Here is a 20,446-nt window from a genome sequence, read left to right as displayed (position 1 = left end):
AGGCCTCATTTTTTGATTTCGTCAAGGTGGTCGTCCCAATTCTTTACATGGGGTTTTCCGAGTTTGCCAACAGATTTGGCCACTAGCATGGAAACCGTGGCATCCCCCGTTACATTGACCACCGTCCGGCACATATCCAGGGGACGGTCTACCGCAAAGATCAGGGCCAGGCCAATGGCCAGCTTATCGGCCGGAAAGCCGATGGATTCCAGCACAATCACCAACATGACCATCCCCGCACCGGGCACAGCGGCAGAGCCAATGGACGCCAGCAAGGCGGTCAGGATAATAGTGAGTTGGCCCGCAAAGGTCAGGTCAAAGCCCAGTGCTTGTGCAATAAATACGGCCGCCACTCCCTGATAAAGGCTGGTGCCGTCCATGTTGATGGTAGCCCCAACCGGCAGCACAAAACTTGAAACTTCCTTGTCTACGCCAATATGTTCCTCCACGCGCTCCATGGTTACCGGCAGGGTGGCCGCGCTGGAACTGGTGGAAAACGCCAGCAATTGGGCCGGGCTCATCTCCTTTAGGAATTTGAAGGGGTTATACCCGACCAAAAAGGAAACCACCAGGCCGTAAAACACAATCATCAGTAGGAGCCCCAGAACCACAACCCCGGAATATTTAAGCAGGGCCAAAAGCAGGTCCGGGTCACCGGAGGTGACCACCACATTGGCCAGCAGGGCAAATACGGCATAGGGCGCTGTCAGCATGATGAGGTCCACCATTTTCAGGACCACATCGTTCAGGGAATCGAAAAAGCTTTTCAGGGGTTTGGCGGCTTCCTCCCCGATCAACAGCAGGCTGATCCCGAAGAGCATGGTAAAGACAATTACCTGCAACATCAGGCCGTTATCGCTAACTGCCCGGAAGGCGTTGTCCGGCACCATGTCTACCAAAAATTGCAGGGGGCCGCTGTCCCGCTGCCGGCTGGCCTCCTCCAGCTTGGAGGTTACCCCCGCATCGGAGGCGAAGGTATCCGTAAGCCGGATTATGGTTTCTTCGGAAATCCCCTCCCCGGGTTGTAACAGATTAACCAAAAGCAATCCCAGGCTAATGGCCACCACGGTGGTCACCACATAAGTGCCAATGGTCCGAAGGCCAATATTCCGGAATTTACTGATATCCTTGAGGTCGGAAATCCCTTTGATTAGGGAGGCCAGGATCAAGGGGATGGCAATGAGTTTCAGCAATTTCACAAAGATGGTCCCGAAGGGGTTGATCCAGTCCTGTATAAAACCGGCACCCCAATCCGGGTAGGTCATTATGAAACCAAAGACAATCCCCAGCAACATCCCGATCAGGATCTGCCAGTGCAGTTCGATTTTCCTCATAGAATTGGTCGTTTTTATTGGAACGGGAAGATACCATTTTGAGGCGAGCCCCCCAAAAGCCGGTTATATTTTGGACAGGCGGGCCAGCAGGTGCATGTCTGCCAGCACCAGCGCTGCCATGGCTTCCACAATGGGAACGGCCCGGGGTACCACACAAGGGTCGTGCCGGCCTTTCCCCTGCACGGTGGCCGGGTTGCCTTCCCTGTCTATGGTCTCATAGGCCTGTATCAGGGTGGCCACAGGCTTAAAAGCCACCCGGAAGTAGATATCCATCCCGTTGCTGATCCCACCCTGTATGCCCCCGCTGTGGTTGGTAGTCGTTGTTCCGTCCGGATTGTAGGCGTCGTTATGCACACTACCCCGCATGCGAACCCCTTCAAAGCCGCTGCCGTACTCGAAGCCCTTCACCGCATTGATGGAGAGCATGGCCTGCCCCAAGCGGGCATGGAGTTTGTCGAAGACGGGTTCGCCTAGGCCCACCGGTACATTCCGGATCACACAACTCACCACCCCGCCAATGGTATCCCCGTCTTTGCGCACCGCCTTAATGTAAGCTTCCATCTCCCGGGCCATTTCAAGATCCGGGCAACGCACCGCATTGGCTTCCACCTGGGTAAGATCCAATTCGGTATAGGGTTTTTCCAATGCCATCTCCCCTACCTGGGACACATAGGCCTGAATCTGCACCTCCGGAAGGAGCTGGCGGGCAATAGCGCCAGCCACCACACGGCACACGGTTTCCCGGGCAGAACTGCGACCGCCTCCCCGATAATCCCGGAACCCGTATTTCTGATCGTAGACCCAGTCTGCGTGTGAAGGGCGGTAGGTCTCTGCAATATGGGTGTAATCCTTGGATTTCTGGTTGGTGTTCCGGATGAGGAAGCCGATGGGCGTTCCCGTAGTCTTCCCCTCAAAGAGGCCCGAAAAGAATTCTACCTGGTCCGGTTCCTTGCGCTGGGTTACAATAGCAGATTGCCCCGGCCTGCGCCGGTCCAGTTCGCGCTGTACCAAATCCAGGTCAAGGGCCACCCCCGCAGGGCAGCCGTCAATAATCCCGCCCAGGCCGGGTCCGTGGGACTCCCCGAAAGTCATTAACCGGAATACGGTGCCAAAGGTGTTTCCTGCCATAGGGTGTACTATCAGAATGCGGGCAAAGGCCCGCTCCTGCCAAAGGTACCGTATCGGGTAAACTTAGCCAAAAGGCGCCCGATAATATTGGCATAACACACGCGATAAATCCTTCATGGAAATTTAACCCAGATGTCAGAAAAGCTTGATTTTGATTCCTGGGCCGGGGCCGGGTGGCTGCTTACTTTTGCAGTAACCATTTAGGCATTGAGAAAAAGGAAAATTGACATTGCCGTAATTTCGGATGTACACCTGGGCTCCCAGGCCTGCCGGGCCGAGGAACTCCTGGCCTACCTGAGCAGTATTTCGCCTTCGATCCTTGTCCTGAACGGGGATATCGCTGAATCCCTGGAGCCCGGGGTACGATTTTTCCCCAAATCCCACCTGAAAATAATCCGCAAGATCATGAACCTGGCTGCCTCTGGCACCCAGGTCTATTACCTGACCGGGGACCGGGACCGTCTGATGCGAAAATTTATAGGATCACAACTGGGAAATCTGCGGGTACGCGACCGGTTGGTGTTGAACCTGGGCGGGCGCAAAGCCTGGTTTTTCCACGGCGACGTCCTGGACCTTACGCCATCCAATACCCGATGGCTGGCCCGTTTCGGAAGTCCGGGGTATAGGGTAATGGGTTGGCTTGCCCGGGAATTGGGCCGATTTAAACGATCGCCAGGTTGCACAGCAACACGGGTGGGTGCCTTCCGGAAAGCGGTGACGGACCTGGCCATCGACAAGGGATACGACAGTGTGGTCTGCGGCCACCTGCACCAACCCGAAAAAGCATGGATAGAAACCCCCAAGGGCCAATGCCTGTATTTGAATTCGGGAGATTGGACCGAACACCTCACTGCCCTGGAATACGCCTTTAAGCGTTGGAGGCTCTACCGTTACCGGGAAGATAAACTCCCTGCATTTTATGCGGATGAGGAGTTAAAGCAATGGGATACGGACGCCCTGCTGGCGGCCTTGCTGGGCGGAGAACCGGACAAACAAAAGGAAACACCCGAAACCCTCTAGGACTCCAGGGCTTCCAGCAGCAGGCTGACCGGGTGCCGGGCCTGCCGCCCGGTGCCGTCCTTAATCTGGTGACGGCAACTGGTGCCATTCGCCGCAAGCAATACCTCCTGGCCAGCCTTCCGGATGGCTGGAAACAATCGAAGCCCGCCCACCTTCATACTGACCTCGTAATGCTCCTTTTCATACCCGAAGGACCCGGCCATCCCGCAACAGCCGCTGGGGATGATACTCACCTGGTAATGCTCCGGGAGGTTGAGCAGGTCAAAGGTGACCTTTTGGGTAGAAAGCGCCTTCTGATAGCAGTGGTTGTGGATTTTAACCACACGGGGTTCCCGGGTAAAATGCTCCGTCCCAAAATGGCCCTTCTCTGCCTCTGCCGCCAGGAACTCCTCGATCAGAAAACAATTGGAAGCAATGGCCTCTGCCGTAGCTGCCGGCAGCCCCATCCTTTTGTACTCGTCCCGGAAGGTGAGGATAGCGGACGGCTCCAGGCCCAGCAGGGGTATGTCATTATCTGCCAGCTCCTTGAGGGCCGGGGCATTCTTTAAGGCCAGGGCCTGGGCTTGTTTTAAAAATCCTTTGGAAATATAGGTCCGCCCGCTTTCGGCGTAAAACACCTGGGGGTCATAGCCCAGGCGCAGCAGGAGTTCCAGGGCATCACAGCCCTGTTCCACATCCAGATAGCGTGTAAACTCGTCAATAAACAAAGCTACCTGCCGGGTCCCGCCCGGGTATTGGCGCTGCAGTTTTTTTAGGGCTTTATCAAAATCAAAGCGCGCCACCTGGGGCAGCGACCGCTGGGGCGCCACCCCGAATACGCGTTTGGCCAGGCCACCCAGGGCTTTGGAGCGGAGCACCGGGTTTACCAGCCCGGAGATCCTGCTGTTAAAGGCATTGATCTTTGTGTTGTGGGCAAAAAGGCGGTTGCGCCAACTGTAGCCGTTGGCCTGCTGATACTGGTAACTGAATTCGGCCTTCAGGGTGGCCACATCCACATTGCTCGGGCACTCCCGGGCACAGGCCTTACAACTCAGGCAAAGGTCAAAAACTTCCTTGAGCTCCTCCCGGTTGAAGCGGTTAGGCCCTGAACCCGAAGTCAGTACCTCCCGCAGGGTATTGGCCCTGCCCCGGGTGGTATCCTGCTCCCGTCGCGTGGCCTGGTAACTGGGGCACATGGCCCCCGGCATTTCGTGCGATTTGCGGCAATCCCCGCTGCCATTGCATTTTTCGGCGGCCCGCAAAATCCCCATACTGTCGGAGAAATCCATCAGGGTAGGGATTTCAGGCTCTTCCCGGTCCGGGGTGTACCGCAGGGAACGATCCATGGGGAAGGCGTCCACGATCTTCCCGGGGTTAAAGATCCCCTTTGGGTCAAAGTAGGATTTAATGCGCCGAAGCAATTCATAATTAGCCTGCCCGATCATGAGCGGGATAAATTCCGCCCGTACAATGCCGTCTCCGTGCTCCCCGCTGAAGGAGCCCCTGTACTTCTTGGTGAGGCGGGCTACATCCGTGGTGATGGCCCGGAACAGTTTAACATCTTCCGTTTTCTTCAGGTCCAGGATGGGACGCAAATGCAACTCCCCTGCCCCGGCGTGTGCGTAATACACGGCCTGTTGCCCGTAGCCGTCCATAATGCCAGAGAATTCCCCTATAAAGTCCTTGAGGTCTTTCAGGGCAACCGCGGTGTCTTCAATGCAGGCCACCGCCTTTTTATCCCCGACCATGTTGCCCAGCAAGCCCAGACCAGCCTTGCGCAGGTCTACCGCCTTGCGGATGTCGTCACCCCGCAGCACGGGGGCGGCATAGGATTTTCCACTGGCCTTAAGGGTGGTTTGCAACCCCCGGATTTCGTCCTCCAGGGCCTCCGGGGTATGGGCGCGCACCTCCAGCATGAGCAGGGCAGCCGGGTCCCCCTCTACAAAAAAGCGATTTTCCAGCTGCTCCCGGTTGCTTTTGGTACAGTCCAGGATCACCTTGTCCATCATCTCGCAGAGGTAAAGCGGATGCTCCATGGCAGGGACCACATCGGCCAGGCTTTGCTCCAGGGTGGCATAATGGGGCACTACCATAGCCGCATGCTTCGGGGGCAGTTCATCAAGGATCAGGGTGATCTCGGTGGTAAAGGCCAGGGTGCCTTCGCTCCCGCACAGCAGGGGGGCCAGGTCCAGCGGGGTTTCATTCCCCGAGAATACGCCGGCTCCAAGCAAGGCATCCACGGCGTATCCGGTGTTTCTGCGGTGGATCTCAGGATTAGGGAACTCTGCCTTTATCTCCTGCTGTATATCACTGTCTGATAATTCTTTAATTATATTTTGGTAAATTGAAGCTTCAAGACTATTTTTCCCGATCTTTTCCTCAAGTGCCTGGGGCGTAAGACCCGCTATTTCTACCGCAGAAGCATCCGAGAGCAGGACGCGCATCCCGGCTACCTTATCGCGGGTTACCCCGTATCGGATCGAAGTAGTGCCACTGGAGTTGTTGCCCACCATCCCCCCGATCATACAGCGGTTGGAGGTAGAGGTATTGGGGCCGAAAAACAACCCATGGGGCTCCAGGAAACGGTTTAATTCGTCCCGCACCACCCCGGGCTGTACCCGTACGCGGCGGTTGGCCACATCCAGGTCCAGGATCTGGGTAAAGTGGCGGGAGACATCCACTACAATCCCGGGGCCCACACATTGCCCGGCCAGGGAGGTGCCGGCTGTTCTCGGGATAAGCCCGACCCCGTGCTCCCCGGCAAAACGGATCAGTACGCCCAGGTCTTCCTCATTCCGGGGATAAGCCACAGCCAGAGGCAGCATACGGTAGACCGAGGCATCTGTGGCGTAAAGGGTTTGGTGCAGGGCGTCCCAATGCAGGGTTCCGGAGAGGCGGCTTGCCAGATTTTCCAGAGCTTTTATTTCCAAGGCCGAACAATTTTCAGGGGCTAATTTAAGTTTTTATTAGCGGCAGCAAGACCGCTTCTGCCTATTTTTGATCTTCAATTAAAATGGACTTTATGAAACTGATTCGCATTATTACGGTATTCGCATTCTTTGCCTCCGCTGGCGTGTTTGCCCAGGACATCTCTAACCACGCCCTGGGGCTTCGCCTGGGCGATAGCGACGGGTTCGGGGCTGAGATTTCCTACCAAAAATCGGTAGCCCGCTACAACCGGGTGGAATTTGACCTCGGCTGGCGGGATTCCCGGAATTTCGACGCCTTTAAGCTGGCCGGCATCTACCAATGGGTACGCCCGCTTGACGGGAATTTCAATTGGTACTTTGGCGTGGGCGGCGGCCTGGGCAGCGTGGACTTTGACCCGGATTTCGTGACCACCGATGATGGCGGCCTCTTTATTTTCGGGGCCGGAGACCTGGGGATTGAATACAATTTCGATATCCCGTTGTTGCTCTCCCTGGACTTCCGGCCGGAGATCGGGCTGGTGGGCTATGACGGTTTTAACGATAACCTGGACTTCGACATTGCCCTGGGGATCCGATACCAATTCTGAGTTCGGTAGAAACAGAAAATTAAAAGCCTTTAACACATATGTTAAGGGCTTTTTCTTTTCTTCTCTTCAGGACTTCCCTACCTTTGACATTCACCAAATTTGACCCCAGATGAAACACCCATTTATGCTGCTTTTTGCCTTGATGCTGATCGCTTCCTGCAACCCGGGAGGCCAGGCGGGCTTCCGGATTGAAGGACAACTCGAAGGAAACGCGGCAGACGGGAAACAGGTTTTCTTGCGAAAAAGCGATGAAAACCTGCAAACCGTCGATGTGGACACCACCACAGTGCAGGGCGGCACCTTTGGTTTTGAAGGCGAAATCGCCCAGCCGGAACTCTACTATATCTTCGTGGAAGGCTCCCGTGGCGCCGTGCCTATGGTACTGGAGCCGGGAACCGTCCAGGTGCAGGGCCACAAGGACAGCCTGCAACTGGCCCGCGTTAGCGGTACCCCCCAAAACGAAGCCTATGCCGACTATCTGGAAGGAGCCAGGGAACTCTCGGCCCGTCGCCAATCCATGAACCAGGAATTGCGGCAGGCCATGATGCAGCAGGACAGCGCGGTGATTGGCGCCCTACGGGACGAATATTTTGAATTGCAGGACCAGATGGCTGGTTACGAAAAAACCTTTGTGGAAACCCATCCCGACGCTCTGATCTCCGTGCTGGTCATCAACCGGCTGCTGGAAGGGGAAAGCCTGCCCATCGGTGACCTGGAAAGCCTGTACAAAGGCCTGGATCCGTCCATTCTGAACAGCCACCACGCCAGCACCCTGCGCGAGCGCCTCAACGCCATGGGGCAAACGGCAGTAGGTTCCCAGGCCCCGGATTTTAGCGGGCCAACCCCCGATGGGGGTACCCTGACGCTGAGCGAAAATCTCGGGAAAGTGACCCTGGTGGATTTCTGGGCCGGGTGGTGCAAACCCTGTCGGGCCGAAAACCCCAATGTGGTGCGGGTTTACCATAAATTCAAAGACAAGGGCTTTCAGGTAATTGGGGTCTCCCTGGACCGCGACGGCGACCTCTGGCGGCAGGCTATTGCTGAAGACGGGCTGGATTGGCCGCAGGTCTCCCACCTGGAGTATTTCAATGATGAAATTGCGCTGCAATACAATGTACAGGCCATCCCGGCGAGTTTTGTGCTGGACGAAAACGGGGTCATTGTAGCCAAAAACCTGAGGGGTGCAGCCCTGGAGGAAAAGATCGCGGAACTGTTGCCGTGATATACCCCCTACAGAAAGTAAACCCCCGGATTCTGTTGAATTCGGGGGTTATTTATTTGTGTTCCTGGGGATTAGAATCTTCGGCGCACATCCCTGAAGGTTCCGTTGATGGTAACCTCCCCGTTGGTAATCACCTGCCCGAAAATGTCCAGGACAGAATCCTGCCCGCCCAATATTTCCAGGGTGGCCCCATCGTTCAGGATCAGGTCCCCATACAGGGTCAGGTCCCCTTCAATCCGCAAGACGGCTCCTTCGCCCACAGTGATGTTCCGCCTGCGGAAAAACCGCCCAACAGCCAGGCTGCCATACCATTCAAAGGTGCCGCCCGCCTGAATATCGACATGGTTAAATACCGTCCAGGCCCCGCATAGTAGGGCGGAACCAGCGATATCCATACTCTGGAAGCGTTTGGACCCGCGGTAAGCGAGGTTTTCCCCGGGGTTAACCACCAGGTTGGAACTGCCTTCATACAGGGGAAGGGCCTCGCAGCTTCCTGCAAGGGATTCCACAGGGCGTAACAAACGGATCACCTGCAGCCCGCCCTGGCCCGTAGCGGCAAAGACATAATCATCACGGGAGGCCGCGTAATTCACTGAGCCCTCCAATTCAATAATCCCCACCAGGCGGGAGGCGGCCCCACCCCATTGGGTGAGGGAAAACCCTGCACCCCCATTAGCCATAAACAAGGCATCGGCGTTGGCCACTACGGCGTTGGTGACAATATCTGCCGTATCGGCCCCGTCCGGGTGGATGGGGATATCCAGATATTCGAGCAGGTTGCCGGAGGCTGCGTCATAAACCCCTGCACCCTTCTGGGCTTCTGCCACAAGGATACGGCCGTCCCGGAAATCCAGGGTTCTTTTGGTAGCCAGCCCCAGGTCTGTGGCAATGGGAACAAGGCCCGTTTCGGTAAAATCTGTTTGCATGAGCCGTACCCCGGTTCCGGCATCAAGCACGGCAAAACCGGTTTCGGTACGCGCCAGGGCCCGGGCATCGGCAACGTATACCTCCCCCATGATACTCATATCCGCTTTAGAATAGGCCGTTACACTGCCTTCCTTCCCGCTGCTGACCAGGATGCGATCGTCCAGGGTCAGGACATCCGTGGCATTATTGCCCTGCTGAAAGCCGTAGCGGATACCCGCTGTTACCAATTGCCCATCCTGTACCGGGATTTGAGCTACAAAGGAATTCGAGGTGGCTTCCACGGAGGTTTCCGCATTTACGCCCCCGACTATATACAGGTAGCCCTGGTCGTATTTCAGGGCATTAATGTCCGCTTCCAGGTAGAACATCCGGCCGCTCACCCTGGGGTTATGCGGGTCCGAAATGTCCACCACGTCTATGGCGCCATAGAACTCCTCCCCCACGGTATTATAGCCAACATAGGCATAGTCGCCGTCCAGGTCCACATGTGAAGCAGTTAACTGATCTCCGGCGGCATAGGATGGCGGAGCAACGGAAGCAATCAGGTTCAGCGGAAAATCTCCGGCTACGTCTGCAGCTTTCCCCGTATTGGAAGGGTCTTCATAGATTTCGAGGACGCCGGCCGTATCAAAACGAACCGCCCCTGCCAGCACAGCAGCACGGGTTTCGGGTACCAGTTGGTCCCTAAGGGGTTCGTCAAAAATGGTGGTTTGGTCGCTGCAACCAGTCAGTGAAAGGCAGAACAGCAGGGCGGGTAATACCTGTCGGAAGTTCATGGGCTTAGGGTGTTGCTAATACACTAACGCCCATAACCATGGATTCGTATAAGCCATCAGGAGCTCAAATCCGACCCATCTTTTGCAACACAAACAATAGCAAAATGGGAATGGCGAGCAAGAATACCATAAGCGGATGGTCAGTCACCAGGTCCGGCTTAAAAAGTAGGGTGACGGCAAAACCGCCTATGGCACCGCCAAAGTGGGCAGAGTGCCCGATGTTGCCCACGCGGCTTTTCATCCCGTAAATGGAATAGAGCAGATAGGCAATCCCGAAAACATAGGCCGGAAAAGGGATTGGGATAAACATCAGGGCCAGGCGCATATCCGGCTGCAACAGGATGGCCGCATACAGCACCCCGGTAACGGCCCCGCTGGCACCCACGGCACTGTAATACGGTTCATTGCGGTGGAAATACAGGGCCAACACACTTCCAGCCAGCAAACTTGCTGCATAAAGGATCAGAAACCGGGAGGGGCCGAACCAGGCAATCACCACATCTGCAAAGAAATAGAGGGTGAACATGTTCAGGAAGAGGTGGGCCACATCCACATGCAGGAACCCGGAGGTGAGGGTTCGGTCTTTCTGCCCGGCGCGAATGGCGCTCACATTAAACTTATAGCGTTCAAAAAAACCGAGGTCGTTAAACCCTTTGATGCTCACCAGCACATTGGAGGCGATCAGCAACAGGGTTGCCCAGTGTAAATTCATAGTGAAGCCTTATCGGACGCCTCAAATATAGCTATATTTGCGCAGAATCGAGCCCATGCAAAGAGCCGTATACCTCCTCTCTTTTCCCTTTCTCTGGCTGGTTTCCCGCCTTCCCTTTCCGCTGCTATACGCCCTTTCGGATGGGGTTTTCTTGCTGGTATATTACCTGGTGCGTTACCGCAGGAAGGTAGTGAGGGAAAACCTGAAACTCGTCTTTCCTGAAAAACCGGAAGCCGAGCGCAGCCGCATAGAGCGCCGCTTTTACGCCCATATGTGCGACATGTTCCTGGAGATGATCAAAACCATGGGGATGACCCCGGAAGAAATGCGCCGCCGCTTTACCTTTTCCAACCTGGAGTTGCTCCATCGCCTGGAAGACCAGGGCAAAAGTGTGATGATCCAATTCCCCCACTACGCCAGCTGGGAATGGGCCATTATCCTGGACAGCCATATCCGTTCCCGGGGTTTCGGCATATACCAACCCATCAATCATCCCGATTTTGACAAGCTCATCCGGGATATCCGGGGTAAATTCGGGATGACGCTGATCACGACCAAACAGACCCGGGAGGTGGTAGCCCAGAACCGGAAAAACGGGATTTTAGCCACTTATGGCATCCTCACAGACCAATCCCCCATGCTGAAGAAAACCCATTACTGGGCGCCATTTATGGGGATTGAAGTGCCCATGCACACCGGCGCCGAACTCCTGTGTAAGCAGCTGGACCTGCCGGCCATTTACCTCAAGGTCACCAAGATCAAAAGGGGATACTACCACGGGGAATGCATCCTGCTGAGCGATAACCCATCTGCCGTGCCCGACTACCAGATTACCGATATGTTCTTCCGGGAAACGGAACGGGCCATACGCGAAGCCCCGGAGTATTATTTCTGGACCCACAAGCGGTGGAAGCACCGCGGAAAAAAGGACGCTGCCCGGGCCTGATCAGGCGCTTTCAGACAATTCCTTCAATTCCGCAATCAAGCGATCAGCCAGGGAATCCGCTTCTGCCTGGCTGCCTGCTTCTGTATAGATCCGGATAATGGGCTCGGTATTGGATTTACGCAGGTGCACCCAGGCCTCGGGGAAATCGATCTTCACCCCGTCTACGGTGGTGAGATCCTCGTCCTTATAGCGTTCGGCAATACGCGCCAGGAGGGCGTCTACATCCAGGCCCGGGGTCAGTTCGATTTTTTTCTTGCTCATAAAGTATTGGGGGTACCCGGCCTTTAAAGCGCTTACGGTAATACCCCGTTCGGCCAGCAGCATCAGAAAGAGGGCCGTACCCACCAGGGCGTCGCGGCCGTAATGGCTGGCGGGATAGATAATGCCGCCATTACCCTCCCCGCCTATAACCGCATGGTGATCCTTCATGGTCGCCACCACATTCACCTCCCCCACGGCTGCGGCGCGGTAGGTGCCGCCATGCGCCTGGGTCACGTCCCGAAGAGCGCGGGTGGACGACAGGTTGGAAACGGTATTCCCCGGGGTTTTACCCAGCACATAATCCGCACAGGCGACCAGGGTATACTCCTCCCCGAACATCTCCCCGGTCTCGTCAATAAAGGCCAGGCGGTCTACATCCGGGTCTACCACGATCCCGAAATCGGCTCCGGTCTCCTTTACTTTGGCACAAATGTCTGCCAGGTGTTCTTTTAGGGGTTCGGGGTTGTGGGGAAAGTGTCCGGTGGGCTCGCAATACAGCTTCACCACTTCTACTCCCAGGGCATCGAGCAGCTTGGGAATGGCCACACCTCCGGTGGAACAAACCCCATCCACCACGACTTTGAACCCGGCCTTGCGAATCACATCGGCTTCCACCAGCTCCAGATCCAGGACTTCGTCCACATGGATGTCCATGTAGGCATCGTGGGCGGTAACGGTCCCGAGGTCGTCCACCTGGGCAAAATCAAAATCCTCGGCAGCAGCCAGTTCCAGGATGCGCTGCCCCTGGGCGGCATTAATGAATTCGCCACGGGCGTTGAGCAGTTTCAAGGCATTCCATTGTTTGGGGTTGTGGCTGGCGGTTAGGATAATGCCGCCGTCCGCCCCTTCCCCCGGAACCGCAAGTTCTACCGTCGGGGTGGTGGAAAGTCCAAGGTCCACGATGTCGATCCCCAGGCCCACCAGGGTCTGGGCCACCAATTGGTGGATCATTTCCCCGGAGAGGCGGGCATCCCGCCCGATCACCACCCGGGGCCGGGTTTTACCGCTCTCGGCCCGCAGCCACTGCCCGTAAGCCGCGGCAAATTTAACCGCGTCCAGCGGTGTGAGGTTGTTATCCGGGCGGCCCCCGATGGTCCCCCGGATCCCGGAGATAGATTTGATCAGCGTCATGGTGTATTATTTTGCAGGCAAATATACAGGCTTCCGCCTCAATTCAGGCGAATTTGTACTTTTAGGCTGCAGGCAAACCGAGTCGTATTTGAATTTTCTCGCACACATCTACCTTTCCTTCGGCGATGCAGACATCGCCATCGGGAATTTTATTGCAGACAGCATCCGGGGCCGGGCCTATGAGGAGTACCCGGACCGTATCCAGCAGGGCATCCACCTGCACCGGGCCATAGACACCTTTACGGATACCCACCCCACCACGCGCAAAAGCAGCAAGCGCCTGCACCCCAAATACAGCCATTACAGCCGGGTAATTGTGGACATCTTCTACGACCATTTCCTGGCGCGCAACTGGCAGGCCTACAGCGATACGCCCCTGGAGGCCTTTGTGAATGAATTCTATGACCTGCTGGAATCCCGGTACGCCATGCTCCCGCCTAACGTGCAGCGGATGATGCCCTATATGATCTCGGATAACTGGTTGCTTAGCTATGCGGAAATGGACGGGATTGCCAGGGTGCTGGAAGGGATGAACCGGCGTACCCGCTTGCGCAGCGGTATGGATCGGGCCATAGAAGACCTCTGGTTGCATTACGACAAATTCGAAACCGAATTCCAGAGCTTCTTTGAGGAATTGGTTATCTTTTCGCGACAAAAATTCGACACCCTTTGAAAACATTGATCCCTTCCGGCCGTGCCGGCGGCAAGGCGCTGCTGGCCAGCCTAACCCTCCTGTTGCTTTCCCTGAACTCGTGTGCGGAATCTGCCCCGGAGCCTACCGGTACGGTGGCCGAAAAAGCTATGGTGGTTTCCGCCCGGGAGGAGGCCTCCCGTATTGGGCTGGAAGTCCTTAAAAAGGGGGGCAATGCCTTCGATGCCATGGTAGCTACCGAGATCGCTCTGGCCAGTGCCTATCCCTTTGCCGGGAACCTGGGCGGGGGTGGGTTTATGGTCTATCGGACGGCCGAAGGGGAAACCGGCAGCCTGGATTACCGGGAAAAGGCGCCCCTGGCCGCCCATAAAGACATGTATCTGGATTCCCTGGGAAACCCCAACCCGGAACTGAGCCGCAAAGGCGCCACTGCCGTGGGCGTGCCCGGCACCATAGCCGGAATCTTCGAGGTCCACCGCCGCTTTGGCAGCCTCCCCATGAAAGAGTTGCTGGCCCCAACCATTGCCCTTTGCGAATCCGGGGTGCGGGTTACGGAAAAACAGGCCCGCCGGCTGGAAGCCTACCGGGACGAGATGATGGAGGTCAATGGTGACAGCGTGTTGTTCGCCAACGATTGCCAGGCCGGGGATACCCTGCGATATGCCGCCCTGGCGCGAACGCTGGAGCGGATCGCGGCCCATGGCAGGGATGAATTCTACAAAGGGGAAACGGCCCGGGTCCTGGTGGATTTCCTGCAGGCACGGGGCGGATATATCACCCTGGAAGACCTGGCTGCCTACCAGGCGGTATGGCGCGATCCGGTGGAGTTCCGCTATAAGGACCTGCGCATTATCTCCATGGCGCCGCCCAGTAGCGGCGGGGTTACCATGCAACAGATTCTTAAGATGATGGAGCCCTATGAGCTTTCCAAAATGGGCCAGCACAGCAGCCGGAGCATCCAACTTTTTACGGAAGCCGCCCGCCGGGCCTATGCAGACCGGAATTACTTCCTGGGCGACCCGGATTTTGTGGATATTCCCCTGGAAACCCTCCTGAGCGAAGCCTATCTACAGGAACGGATGGCTGGTTTTTCCTTTGAGGCTGCCACCCCGTCCTCGGAGGTAAAAGAAGGCGAAATACAAGTCTACGAGAGCTCCGAAACCACCCACTATTCCATCGTGGACCAATGGGGTAACGCCGTCTCGGCCACCACCACATTGAACGGGGCTTACGGTTCCAAGCTGTACTGCACCCCCCTGGGCTTCTTCCTGAACAACGAAATGGACGATTTCAGTGCCAAGCCGGGTGTGCCCAACATGTTCGGGCTGATTGGGGCGGAAGCCAACAGCATTGCCCCCGGGAAGCGCATGCTCAGCAGCATGACCCCCACCATTGTGGAGCGGGACGGGGAATTGTGGATGGTTGTTGGCACCCCCGGGGGGTCCACCATAATTACGGCGGTAACCCAGACTATCCTGAACGTATACGAGTTTGAACAAAGCATGCAGGAGGCAGTGAGTGCTCCCCGCTTCCACCACCAGTGGTTACCGGACCTGATCACCTTTGAACCGGAAGGCTTTTCGGAAGCCCTGAAGGACAGCCTGCGGGCCAGGGGGTATCACATCAATGAAAACCGGACGCCGATAATTGGGAAGGTCGATGCCATCCGGGTACTGCCGGACGGGCGGTTGGAAGGGGGCGCAGACCCCAGGGGGGACGATGCGGCCGCGGGCTTTTAGGCCTGCCCCAGTTTTTGCTTGAGTTCTTCCATGGAAGCCTGCAACTGCCGCAGCAGCCCGCTTTCGGTGGTGGCTTCCACCCCGAAGGTGATCTTGCTGCTCACTTCCCATAATTCTTGCAACTGGCTTTCACCCACTTCATAAGGGGCATAGGATTCATTCAGGGAGATCAGCCGGAAGTTCCCGTTACCGGGCAGCTTTTCAATCTTTTTGACCAGCACGGCATCTTGCAGGATCACCACATAAATCCGGTTCGGGCTTACATGTTGCCAGTCTTCCACGGCCCGGCCCAGCACCCAGTCCCCGGGCCTGAGGTTGGGCAGCATACTGTCCCCTTCCACCTGAAAACCCCGGTAGGAAGCGTTGCGGAACTGGGGGATGGGAAGGTCAAAGGCCGGCAGCTGCCGGTACCAGCTGGTGTCCTGTATGTTTTGCGGATACCCCGCCGCCGCCTTGGCATTGACCAAAACAATATTTTCCTGTTCGGCACTATCTACAGTAACCACCTTGGGCAACACCTGCACCCCTGAGGGCTCCAGATGCTTCTGCGTGCTGTTGCCAAAGAGCCAGAGTGGGTTTACCTTAAACTGCCGCAGCAATTCCGCTACCACTTTCCCGGAGAGCTTGGTGCGCCCCCGTTCAATGTCTGCGGTGGTGCTGGGAATCCCCAGGATTTCTGCAAATTCCGACTGGGTATACCCCAGTTCCCGGCGCAGGTCCGTAAAGCGTTTGGTGCTGATTTCTGATTCCATAAACCCGTGATTTAGCGCCCGGCAGGCCTTCAAAGTTATGAAATTTGGAGATTTTCCAAAATAATTTGCGGAATATTTCCATATTATGGCTTATTTCCATATTTTTGGAATATATCCAACTCAATACATCGCGTTATGGAAAATGGCACCACAGGATTGTACGACGGCACCTTCGAAGGTTTCCTTACCGCAGCCGCCTGGGCCCTGGCCCATCCGGAAGCCACTCCGGTATTGTGTAAGGCGGGGGCGGAAGAACCCAATCTATTTGTCGCCCCAACGGTATTACCCACAGACCGGGAACTGGCCCAGTATTATTGGGAATGGTTGGGGCAGAAAGGGGTGGCCCACCAACGCCTGGTGTATTTTGCCTTCCTTGCCGAAAAGTCCGGGCGGGAGGCCATCTTGTTGCATTACCTGAGAGCCCTCTTATATCCGGAAACCCATGGGGGCGGGCCCATCCCCAAATCCATCCAGGACCCCTTGATGCGGCTGGCCCGGGAAACGGCAGCCGAAAAGGAAAAAGTCCTCTCCCGCCTCTTCTTTACCGGGGCCTCGGAGCAACCCGCCCGCTGTGAAATCCGTCCGGATTGCGATGTACTGCCCTTACTGAGCAAGGCGCTAAGGCAACAATTTGGTGCCCGGGCCTGGGTACTGTACGACCAGAAAAGAAAGTATGGGCTCTCAGGAAACCCGGATGGGGTCTCCCTCTTCTCCAACCGGAAAGCATCCGATCCGCCCACAGCCTTTTACGGGAGTGCGCTGCCGGAAGGGTTGCAGGCTACAGCAGCATGGGGCCAGGTACGCAGGGCGGTCTGATCATTTGCTGCGCTCCCCAATAAACTGGTCACTTTTATTTTTAAACAGCACATTAAAAGTCGTCAGGCTGCCGTAAATGCGGGTCACGTACTGTTGCATTTCCACCTTCTCCACATCGGAGAGTTGGGCATGGGCATTGATTTTTTGCTCCAGCACGCGCAGGCGGTCCCGGACCATCACAATTTTATGAAAGAAGGTGTCAATGGGAATCTCCTTTTCCGTGAGCCCGGGATCACCGGGTTTAAGGAGTACGGTGCCTCCTTTCCATTTATCGCCCAGGGGGACCAGGCTGGTGACATCGCTCCATTTCCTCAGAATCCGGATCAACGAGGTCTCCACCTCGGAAAAGCTTACGGTATCCACGTCGTCCTGCAGGGATTCCAACACTTCAAATTCATCGTCCAGGTCTATGGTTTCCAGGCCGGAATCCATAAAGGTCACCCAGTAGTGACGCGAACTCACATTAACCACAACGCCTTTTCCGTGATCGGGGTGTTTGATCCGGGATCCGATTCCAAGTAACTCCATGGTGTATATTTTTGATTTGGGACCTAAATTAGATCGACCGCTGCGAATAATCAAATGCAAAGGGAAGCCACCTTCCTTTTTCGTGCGTAAAATCGTAATTTCGCAACCTTGCATTCGCACGTGAGCAGTACCGAAGACTATATACGCGTTCAAGGGGCACGGGTCCACAACCTGAAGGATATCGACGTAGAGATCCCCAGGGAGCAACTGGTGGTGATCACCGGGCTTTCGGGCAGCGGAAAATCCTCCCTGGCTTTCGACACCATTTACGCCGAAGGGCAACGCCGGTATATCGAGACCTTTGCCGCCTATGCCCGACAGTTCCTGGGCGGGCTGGAACGCCCGGATGTCGACAAAATTGACGGCCTGTCTCCGGTTATTGCCATCGAACAAAAAACGACCTCCAGGTCTCCCCGCTCTACCGTGGGAACCGTTACCGAGGTCTATGATTTCTTACGCCTTCTCTTTGCGCGGGGCTCCGATGCCTACAGTTATGTGACCGGAAAGAAAATGGTGCGCTATACGGATGCCCAGATCAGGGACCTGATTGTGGCGGATTATGCCGGGGAGCGCATCAACATCCTGGCCCCGGTGGTACGCGCCCGGAAAGGGCACTACCGTGAGCTCTTTGAACAAATTGCCAAACAGGGATTTGTAAAGGTCCGGGTAGACGGAGAAATCCGGGACCTCGAAAAAGGGATGAAGGTAGATCGTTACAAGACCCACGACATCGAGATCGTGGTGGACCGCCTGCAGGTATCCGAAACCGATGATACCCGTAAGCGTCTGGATGAGAGTATCCGGGCCGCCCTGTATGCCGGGGACGGCGTCCTGATGGTCACCCAGCAGGGCAATGGGGACCCCCGTTATTTCAGCCAGGAGTTGATGTGTCCCGAAAGCGGTATTTCCTACCCGGTACCCGAACCGAACACCTTTTCCTTCAATTCCCCCAAGGGGATGTGCCCGGAGTGCAATGGCCTGGGTCATATTTACCAGGTAAACCGGAATAAGATTATCCCGGACCCGTCCCGCAGTATACGCAATGGGGGGCTGGCCCCACTGGGGGAATTCAAAAAATCCTGGGCCTTTAAACAACTGGAAACCATTGCCATGCGCTATGGGTTTGATCTGGCCGACCCGATCAGCCAGATTCCGGAAGCGGCCATGGAGGTAATCCTCTACGGGGGGAATGAGCGCTTCGACGTAGATTCCAAAACCCTGGGGGTTAAGCGGCAATACCGCATTGAATATGAGGGTATTGCCCGTTTTATCCAGGAACAGTTTAAAAACAGCGATTCAAGCAACATACAGCGGTGGGCCAAAGATTTTATGGACAAGGTGGGTTGTCCGGAATGCGGGGGTTCCCGCCTGCGGAAGGAATCCCTCTTTTTCCGGATTGACGGAAAAAACATTGCGGACCTTTCCGGGATGGACATCGGCCAGTTGGCCGCGTTCTTCGCCCGCCTCCCGGAGCGCCTGGAGGGGGACCAGAAGGTCATTGCTGCCGAAATCATTAAGGAAATCAACAGCCGGCTGGGCTTTTTGCTGGATGTGGGCCTGGAATACCTCTCCCTGAACCGGGGCTCCCGGACACTTTCCGGGGGGGAAGCCCAGCGCATCCGCCTGGCCACCCAGATCGGCTCCCAGCTGGTGGGCGTGCTTTACATCCTGGATGAGCCCAGCATTGGCCTACACCAGCGGGACAATAACCGGCTGATCCGCTCCCTGAAGGCCCTGAGGGACCTGGGGAATTCCGTCCTGGTGGTCGAACACGACAAGGACATGATCGAGGAGGCGGATTATGTGATCGACATTGGCCCCAAAGCCGGAAAGCACGGGGGCACCATTATTTCCGAAGGCCCACCGGCAGCCCTTAAGCAGCACGACACCCTTACCGCGGCCTACCTCAATGGGAAAAAGGAAATCCCCGTCCCGTCCGAACGCCGCCCGGGGAACGGGTACCAGCTGGTACTGGAAGGGTGTACCGGGCATAACCTTAAGGGGGTGGATGTGACCTTCCCCCTGGGGAAAATGATCGGGGTAACCGGGGTGTCCGGAAGCGGGAAATCCACCCTGGTCAACGAGACCCTCTACCCGATCATGAACGCCCATTATTTTAACGGCGTTAAAGTGCCCAAACCCTACAAGCGCATCTCCGGGCTGGAACACATCGATAAGGTGATTGACATCAACCAGTCTCCCATTGGCCGTACCCCGCGCTCCAATCCGGCTACCTATACCGGGGTATTCAGTGAAATTCGCTCCCTATTTGCCAAAACCACAGAGGCCTCCATCCGGGGGTATAAACCCGGGCGGTTCAGTTTTAACGTTAAAGGCGGGCGGTGCGAAACCTGTCAGGGCGGGGGCCTGCGGGTGATCGAGATGAATTTCCTCCCGGATGTCTATGTAGACTGTGAGACCTGTAACGGCAAACGTTTTAATCGGGAAACGCTGGAAATCCGCTATAAGGGCAAGTCCATTGCGGACGTGCTCGAAATGACCGTAGACGAGGCGGTGGACTTCTTTGAGCATATCCCGAAGATTTACCGCAAGCTCAAAACCATACAGGATGTGGGGCTTGGGTATATTTCCCTGGGGCAGCAGTCCACCACCCTCTCCGGGGGGGAGGCCCAGCGGGTAAAACTGGCCACCGAACTCTCTAAAAGGGATACGGGCAATACCTTTTATATCCTGGACGAACCCACCACAGGGCTTCACTTTGAGGACATCCGCGTGCTGATGGAGGTGCTTAACAAACTGGTGGACAAAGGCAATACCGTCCTGATCATTGAGCACAACCTGGATGTGGTCAAGATGATGGACCACCTGATCGACATCGGGCCGGAAGGCGGCCGCGGGGGCGGACAGGTGGTGGCAACCGGCACCCCTGAAGAGGTTTGTGCCAACTCGGAGGGGCATACCGCCCGCTATCTGAGGAAGGAACTGGGTCATCCCAGTCCTGCGTAAGAAGAAAACCCTTCCGGGAAATAAAATTTCCGGGAATTT

General features: G+C 56.2%; 16 protein-coding genes. 8 read left to right on the top strand and 8 right to left on the bottom strand.

The window, feature by feature from the left end:
* Window positions 1-5: 5 nt before the first annotated feature.
* Both OZ410_RS11170 and aroC read right to left on the bottom strand, forming a co-directional pair.
* A complete protein-coding gene (locus OZ410_RS11170) occupies window positions 6-1,334 on the bottom strand; it encodes a dicarboxylate/amino acid:cation symporter (protein ID WP_277708046.1) in 1,329 nt (442 codons plus the stop codon).
* A 63-nt stretch (window positions 1,335-1,397) separates the two neighbouring features.
* A complete protein-coding gene (gene aroC, locus OZ410_RS11165; protein WP_277708045.1) occupies window positions 1,398-2,462 on the bottom strand; it encodes a chorismate synthase in 1,065 nt (354 codons plus the stop codon).
* Between the two features lie 207 nt (window positions 2,463-2,669).
* Between aroC and OZ410_RS11160 the strand changes: the two genes are divergently transcribed.
* Window positions 2,670-3,482, top strand: coding sequence for a UDP-2,3-diacylglucosamine diphosphatase (locus OZ410_RS11160; protein WP_277708044.1), 813 nt, complete (start codon window positions 2,670-2,672; stop codon window positions 3,480-3,482).
* Here OZ410_RS11160 and OZ410_RS11155 read toward each other — a convergent pair.
* On the bottom strand, window positions 3,479-6,391 hold the full coding sequence (locus OZ410_RS11155; RefSeq protein WP_277708043.1) for an FAD-binding and (Fe-S)-binding domain-containing protein: 2,913 nt from the start codon (window positions 6,389-6,391) through the stop codon (window positions 3,479-3,481). The genes OZ410_RS11160 and OZ410_RS11155 overlap by 4 nt on opposite strands.
* A gap of 92 nt (window positions 6,392-6,483) precedes the next feature.
* Between OZ410_RS11155 and OZ410_RS11150 the strand changes: the two genes are divergently transcribed.
* Window positions 6,484-6,978: a hypothetical protein gene (locus OZ410_RS11150; RefSeq protein ID WP_277708042.1), complete on the top strand. Its 495-nt coding sequence runs from the start codon at window positions 6,484-6,486 to the stop codon at window positions 6,976-6,978.
* 109 nt (window positions 6,979-7,087) lie between these two features.
* On the top strand, window positions 7,088-8,200 hold the full coding sequence (locus OZ410_RS11145; protein ID WP_277708041.1) for a TlpA disulfide reductase family protein: 1,113 nt from the start codon (window positions 7,088-7,090) through the stop codon (window positions 8,198-8,200).
* A gap of 71 nt (window positions 8,201-8,271) precedes the next feature.
* On the opposite strand, the gene OZ410_RS11140 is transcribed toward OZ410_RS11145, so the two are convergent.
* Together OZ410_RS11140 and OZ410_RS11135 are read right to left on the bottom strand one after the other, a co-directional pair.
* A complete protein-coding gene (locus OZ410_RS11140) occupies window positions 8,272-9,903 on the bottom strand; it encodes an LVIVD repeat-containing protein (RefSeq protein WP_277708040.1) in 1,632 nt (543 codons plus the stop codon).
* 64 nt (window positions 9,904-9,967) lie between these two features.
* Entirely contained in the window at window positions 9,968-10,615 is a 648-nt protein-coding gene (locus tag OZ410_RS11135) for a rhomboid family intramembrane serine protease (protein ID WP_277708039.1), read from the bottom strand.
* Between the two features lie 55 nt (window positions 10,616-10,670).
* Between OZ410_RS11135 and OZ410_RS11130 the strand changes: the two genes are divergently transcribed.
* Window positions 10,671-11,561, top strand: coding sequence for a lysophospholipid acyltransferase family protein (locus OZ410_RS11130; protein WP_277708038.1), 891 nt, complete (start codon window positions 10,671-10,673; stop codon window positions 11,559-11,561).
* On the opposite strand, the gene glmM is transcribed toward OZ410_RS11130, so the two are convergent.
* Complete coding sequence (gene glmM / locus OZ410_RS11125) at window positions 11,562-12,953, bottom strand: phosphoglucosamine mutase (RefSeq protein WP_277708037.1); 1,392 nt, start codon at window positions 12,951-12,953, stop codon at window positions 11,562-11,564.
* An 88-nt stretch (window positions 12,954-13,041) separates the two neighbouring features.
* Here glmM and OZ410_RS11120 point away from each other — a divergent pair, with 88 nt between their 5' ends.
* Both OZ410_RS11120 and ggt read left to right on the top strand, forming a co-directional pair.
* On the top strand, window positions 13,042-13,626 hold the full coding sequence (locus OZ410_RS11120) for an acyl carrier protein phosphodiesterase (RefSeq protein WP_277708036.1): 585 nt from the start codon (window positions 13,042-13,044) through the stop codon (window positions 13,624-13,626).
* Window positions 13,623-15,344 (top strand): gamma-glutamyltransferase, encoded by a 1,722-nt coding sequence (gene ggt, locus OZ410_RS11115; RefSeq protein WP_420917753.1) that lies wholly within the window; start codon window positions 13,623-13,625, stop codon window positions 15,342-15,344. Before OZ410_RS11120 ends, ggt begins: the two co-directional genes overlap by 4 nt.
* On the opposite strand, the gene OZ410_RS11110 is transcribed toward ggt, so the two are convergent.
* Window positions 15,341-16,096, bottom strand: coding sequence for an XRE family transcriptional regulator (locus OZ410_RS11110; protein WP_277708035.1), 756 nt, complete (start codon window positions 16,094-16,096; stop codon window positions 15,341-15,343). The two genes, ggt and OZ410_RS11110, sit on opposite strands and share 4 nt — an antisense overlap.
* Before the next feature lie 135 nt (window positions 16,097-16,231).
* Here OZ410_RS11110 and OZ410_RS11105 point away from each other — a divergent pair, with 135 nt between their 5' ends.
* Complete coding sequence (locus OZ410_RS11105) at window positions 16,232-16,912, top strand: DUF4130 domain-containing protein (protein WP_277708034.1); 681 nt, start codon at window positions 16,232-16,234, stop codon at window positions 16,910-16,912.
* Here OZ410_RS11105 and OZ410_RS11100 read toward each other — a convergent pair whose 3' ends face one another.
* Window positions 16,913-17,440, bottom strand: coding sequence for a hypothetical protein (locus OZ410_RS11100; protein WP_277708033.1), 528 nt, complete (start codon window positions 17,438-17,440; stop codon window positions 16,913-16,915).
* 120 nt (window positions 17,441-17,560) lie between these two features.
* Between OZ410_RS11100 and uvrA the strand changes: the two genes are divergently transcribed.
* Entirely contained in the window at window positions 17,561-20,407 is a 2,847-nt protein-coding gene (gene uvrA, locus OZ410_RS11095) for an excinuclease ABC subunit UvrA (protein WP_277708032.1), read from the top strand.
* Window positions 20,408-20,446: the final 39 nt, after the last annotated feature.

The organism is Robiginitalea aestuariiviva (assembly GCF_029537735.1).
GTDB classification, from domain to species: domain Bacteria; phylum Bacteroidota; class Bacteroidia; order Flavobacteriales; family Flavobacteriaceae; genus Robiginitalea; species Robiginitalea aestuariiviva.
The sequence above is the reverse complement of the archived record's forward strand: the minus strand, read 5'-3'. Positions and strand labels throughout refer to the sequence as shown.

What these genes read in the sequence shown, in the direction of transcription:
- OZ410_RS11170 (WP_277708046.1), bottom strand. Translation starts at nt 1,334, where the DNA reads ATGAGGAAAATCGAACTGCACTGGCAGATCCTGATCGGGATGTTGCTG.
- aroC (WP_277708045.1), bottom strand. Translation starts at nt 2,462, where the DNA reads ATGGCAGGAAACACCTTTGGCACCGTATTCCGGTTAATGACTTTCGGG.
- OZ410_RS11150 (WP_277708042.1), top strand. Translation starts at nt 6,484, where the DNA reads ATGAAACTGATTCGCATTATTACGGTATTCGCATTCTTTGCCTCCGCT.
- OZ410_RS11145 (WP_277708041.1), top strand. Translation starts at nt 7,088, where the DNA reads ATGAAACACCCATTTATGCTGCTTTTTGCCTTGATGCTGATCGCTTCC.
- OZ410_RS11140 (WP_277708040.1), bottom strand. Translation starts at nt 9,903, where the DNA reads ATGAACTTCCGACAGGTATTACCCGCCCTGCTGTTCTGCCTTTCACTG.
- OZ410_RS11135 (WP_277708039.1), bottom strand. Translation starts at nt 10,615, where the DNA reads ATGAATTTACACTGGGCAACCCTGTTGCTGATCGCCTCCAATGTGCTG.
- OZ410_RS11130 (WP_277708038.1), top strand. Translation starts at nt 10,671, where the DNA reads ATGCAAAGAGCCGTATACCTCCTCTCTTTTCCCTTTCTCTGGCTGGTT.
- glmM (WP_277708037.1), bottom strand. Translation starts at nt 12,953, where the DNA reads ATGACGCTGATCAAATCTATCTCCGGGATCCGGGGGACCATCGGGGGC.
- OZ410_RS11110 (WP_277708035.1), bottom strand. Translation starts at nt 16,096, where the DNA reads ATGGAATCAGAAATCAGCACCAAACGCTTTACGGACCTGCGCCGGGAA.
- OZ410_RS11105 (WP_277708034.1), top strand. Translation starts at nt 16,232, where the DNA reads ATGGAAAATGGCACCACAGGATTGTACGACGGCACCTTCGAAGGTTTC.
- OZ410_RS11100 (WP_277708033.1), bottom strand. Translation starts at nt 17,440, where the DNA reads ATGGAGTTACTTGGAATCGGATCCCGGATCAAACACCCCGATCACGGA.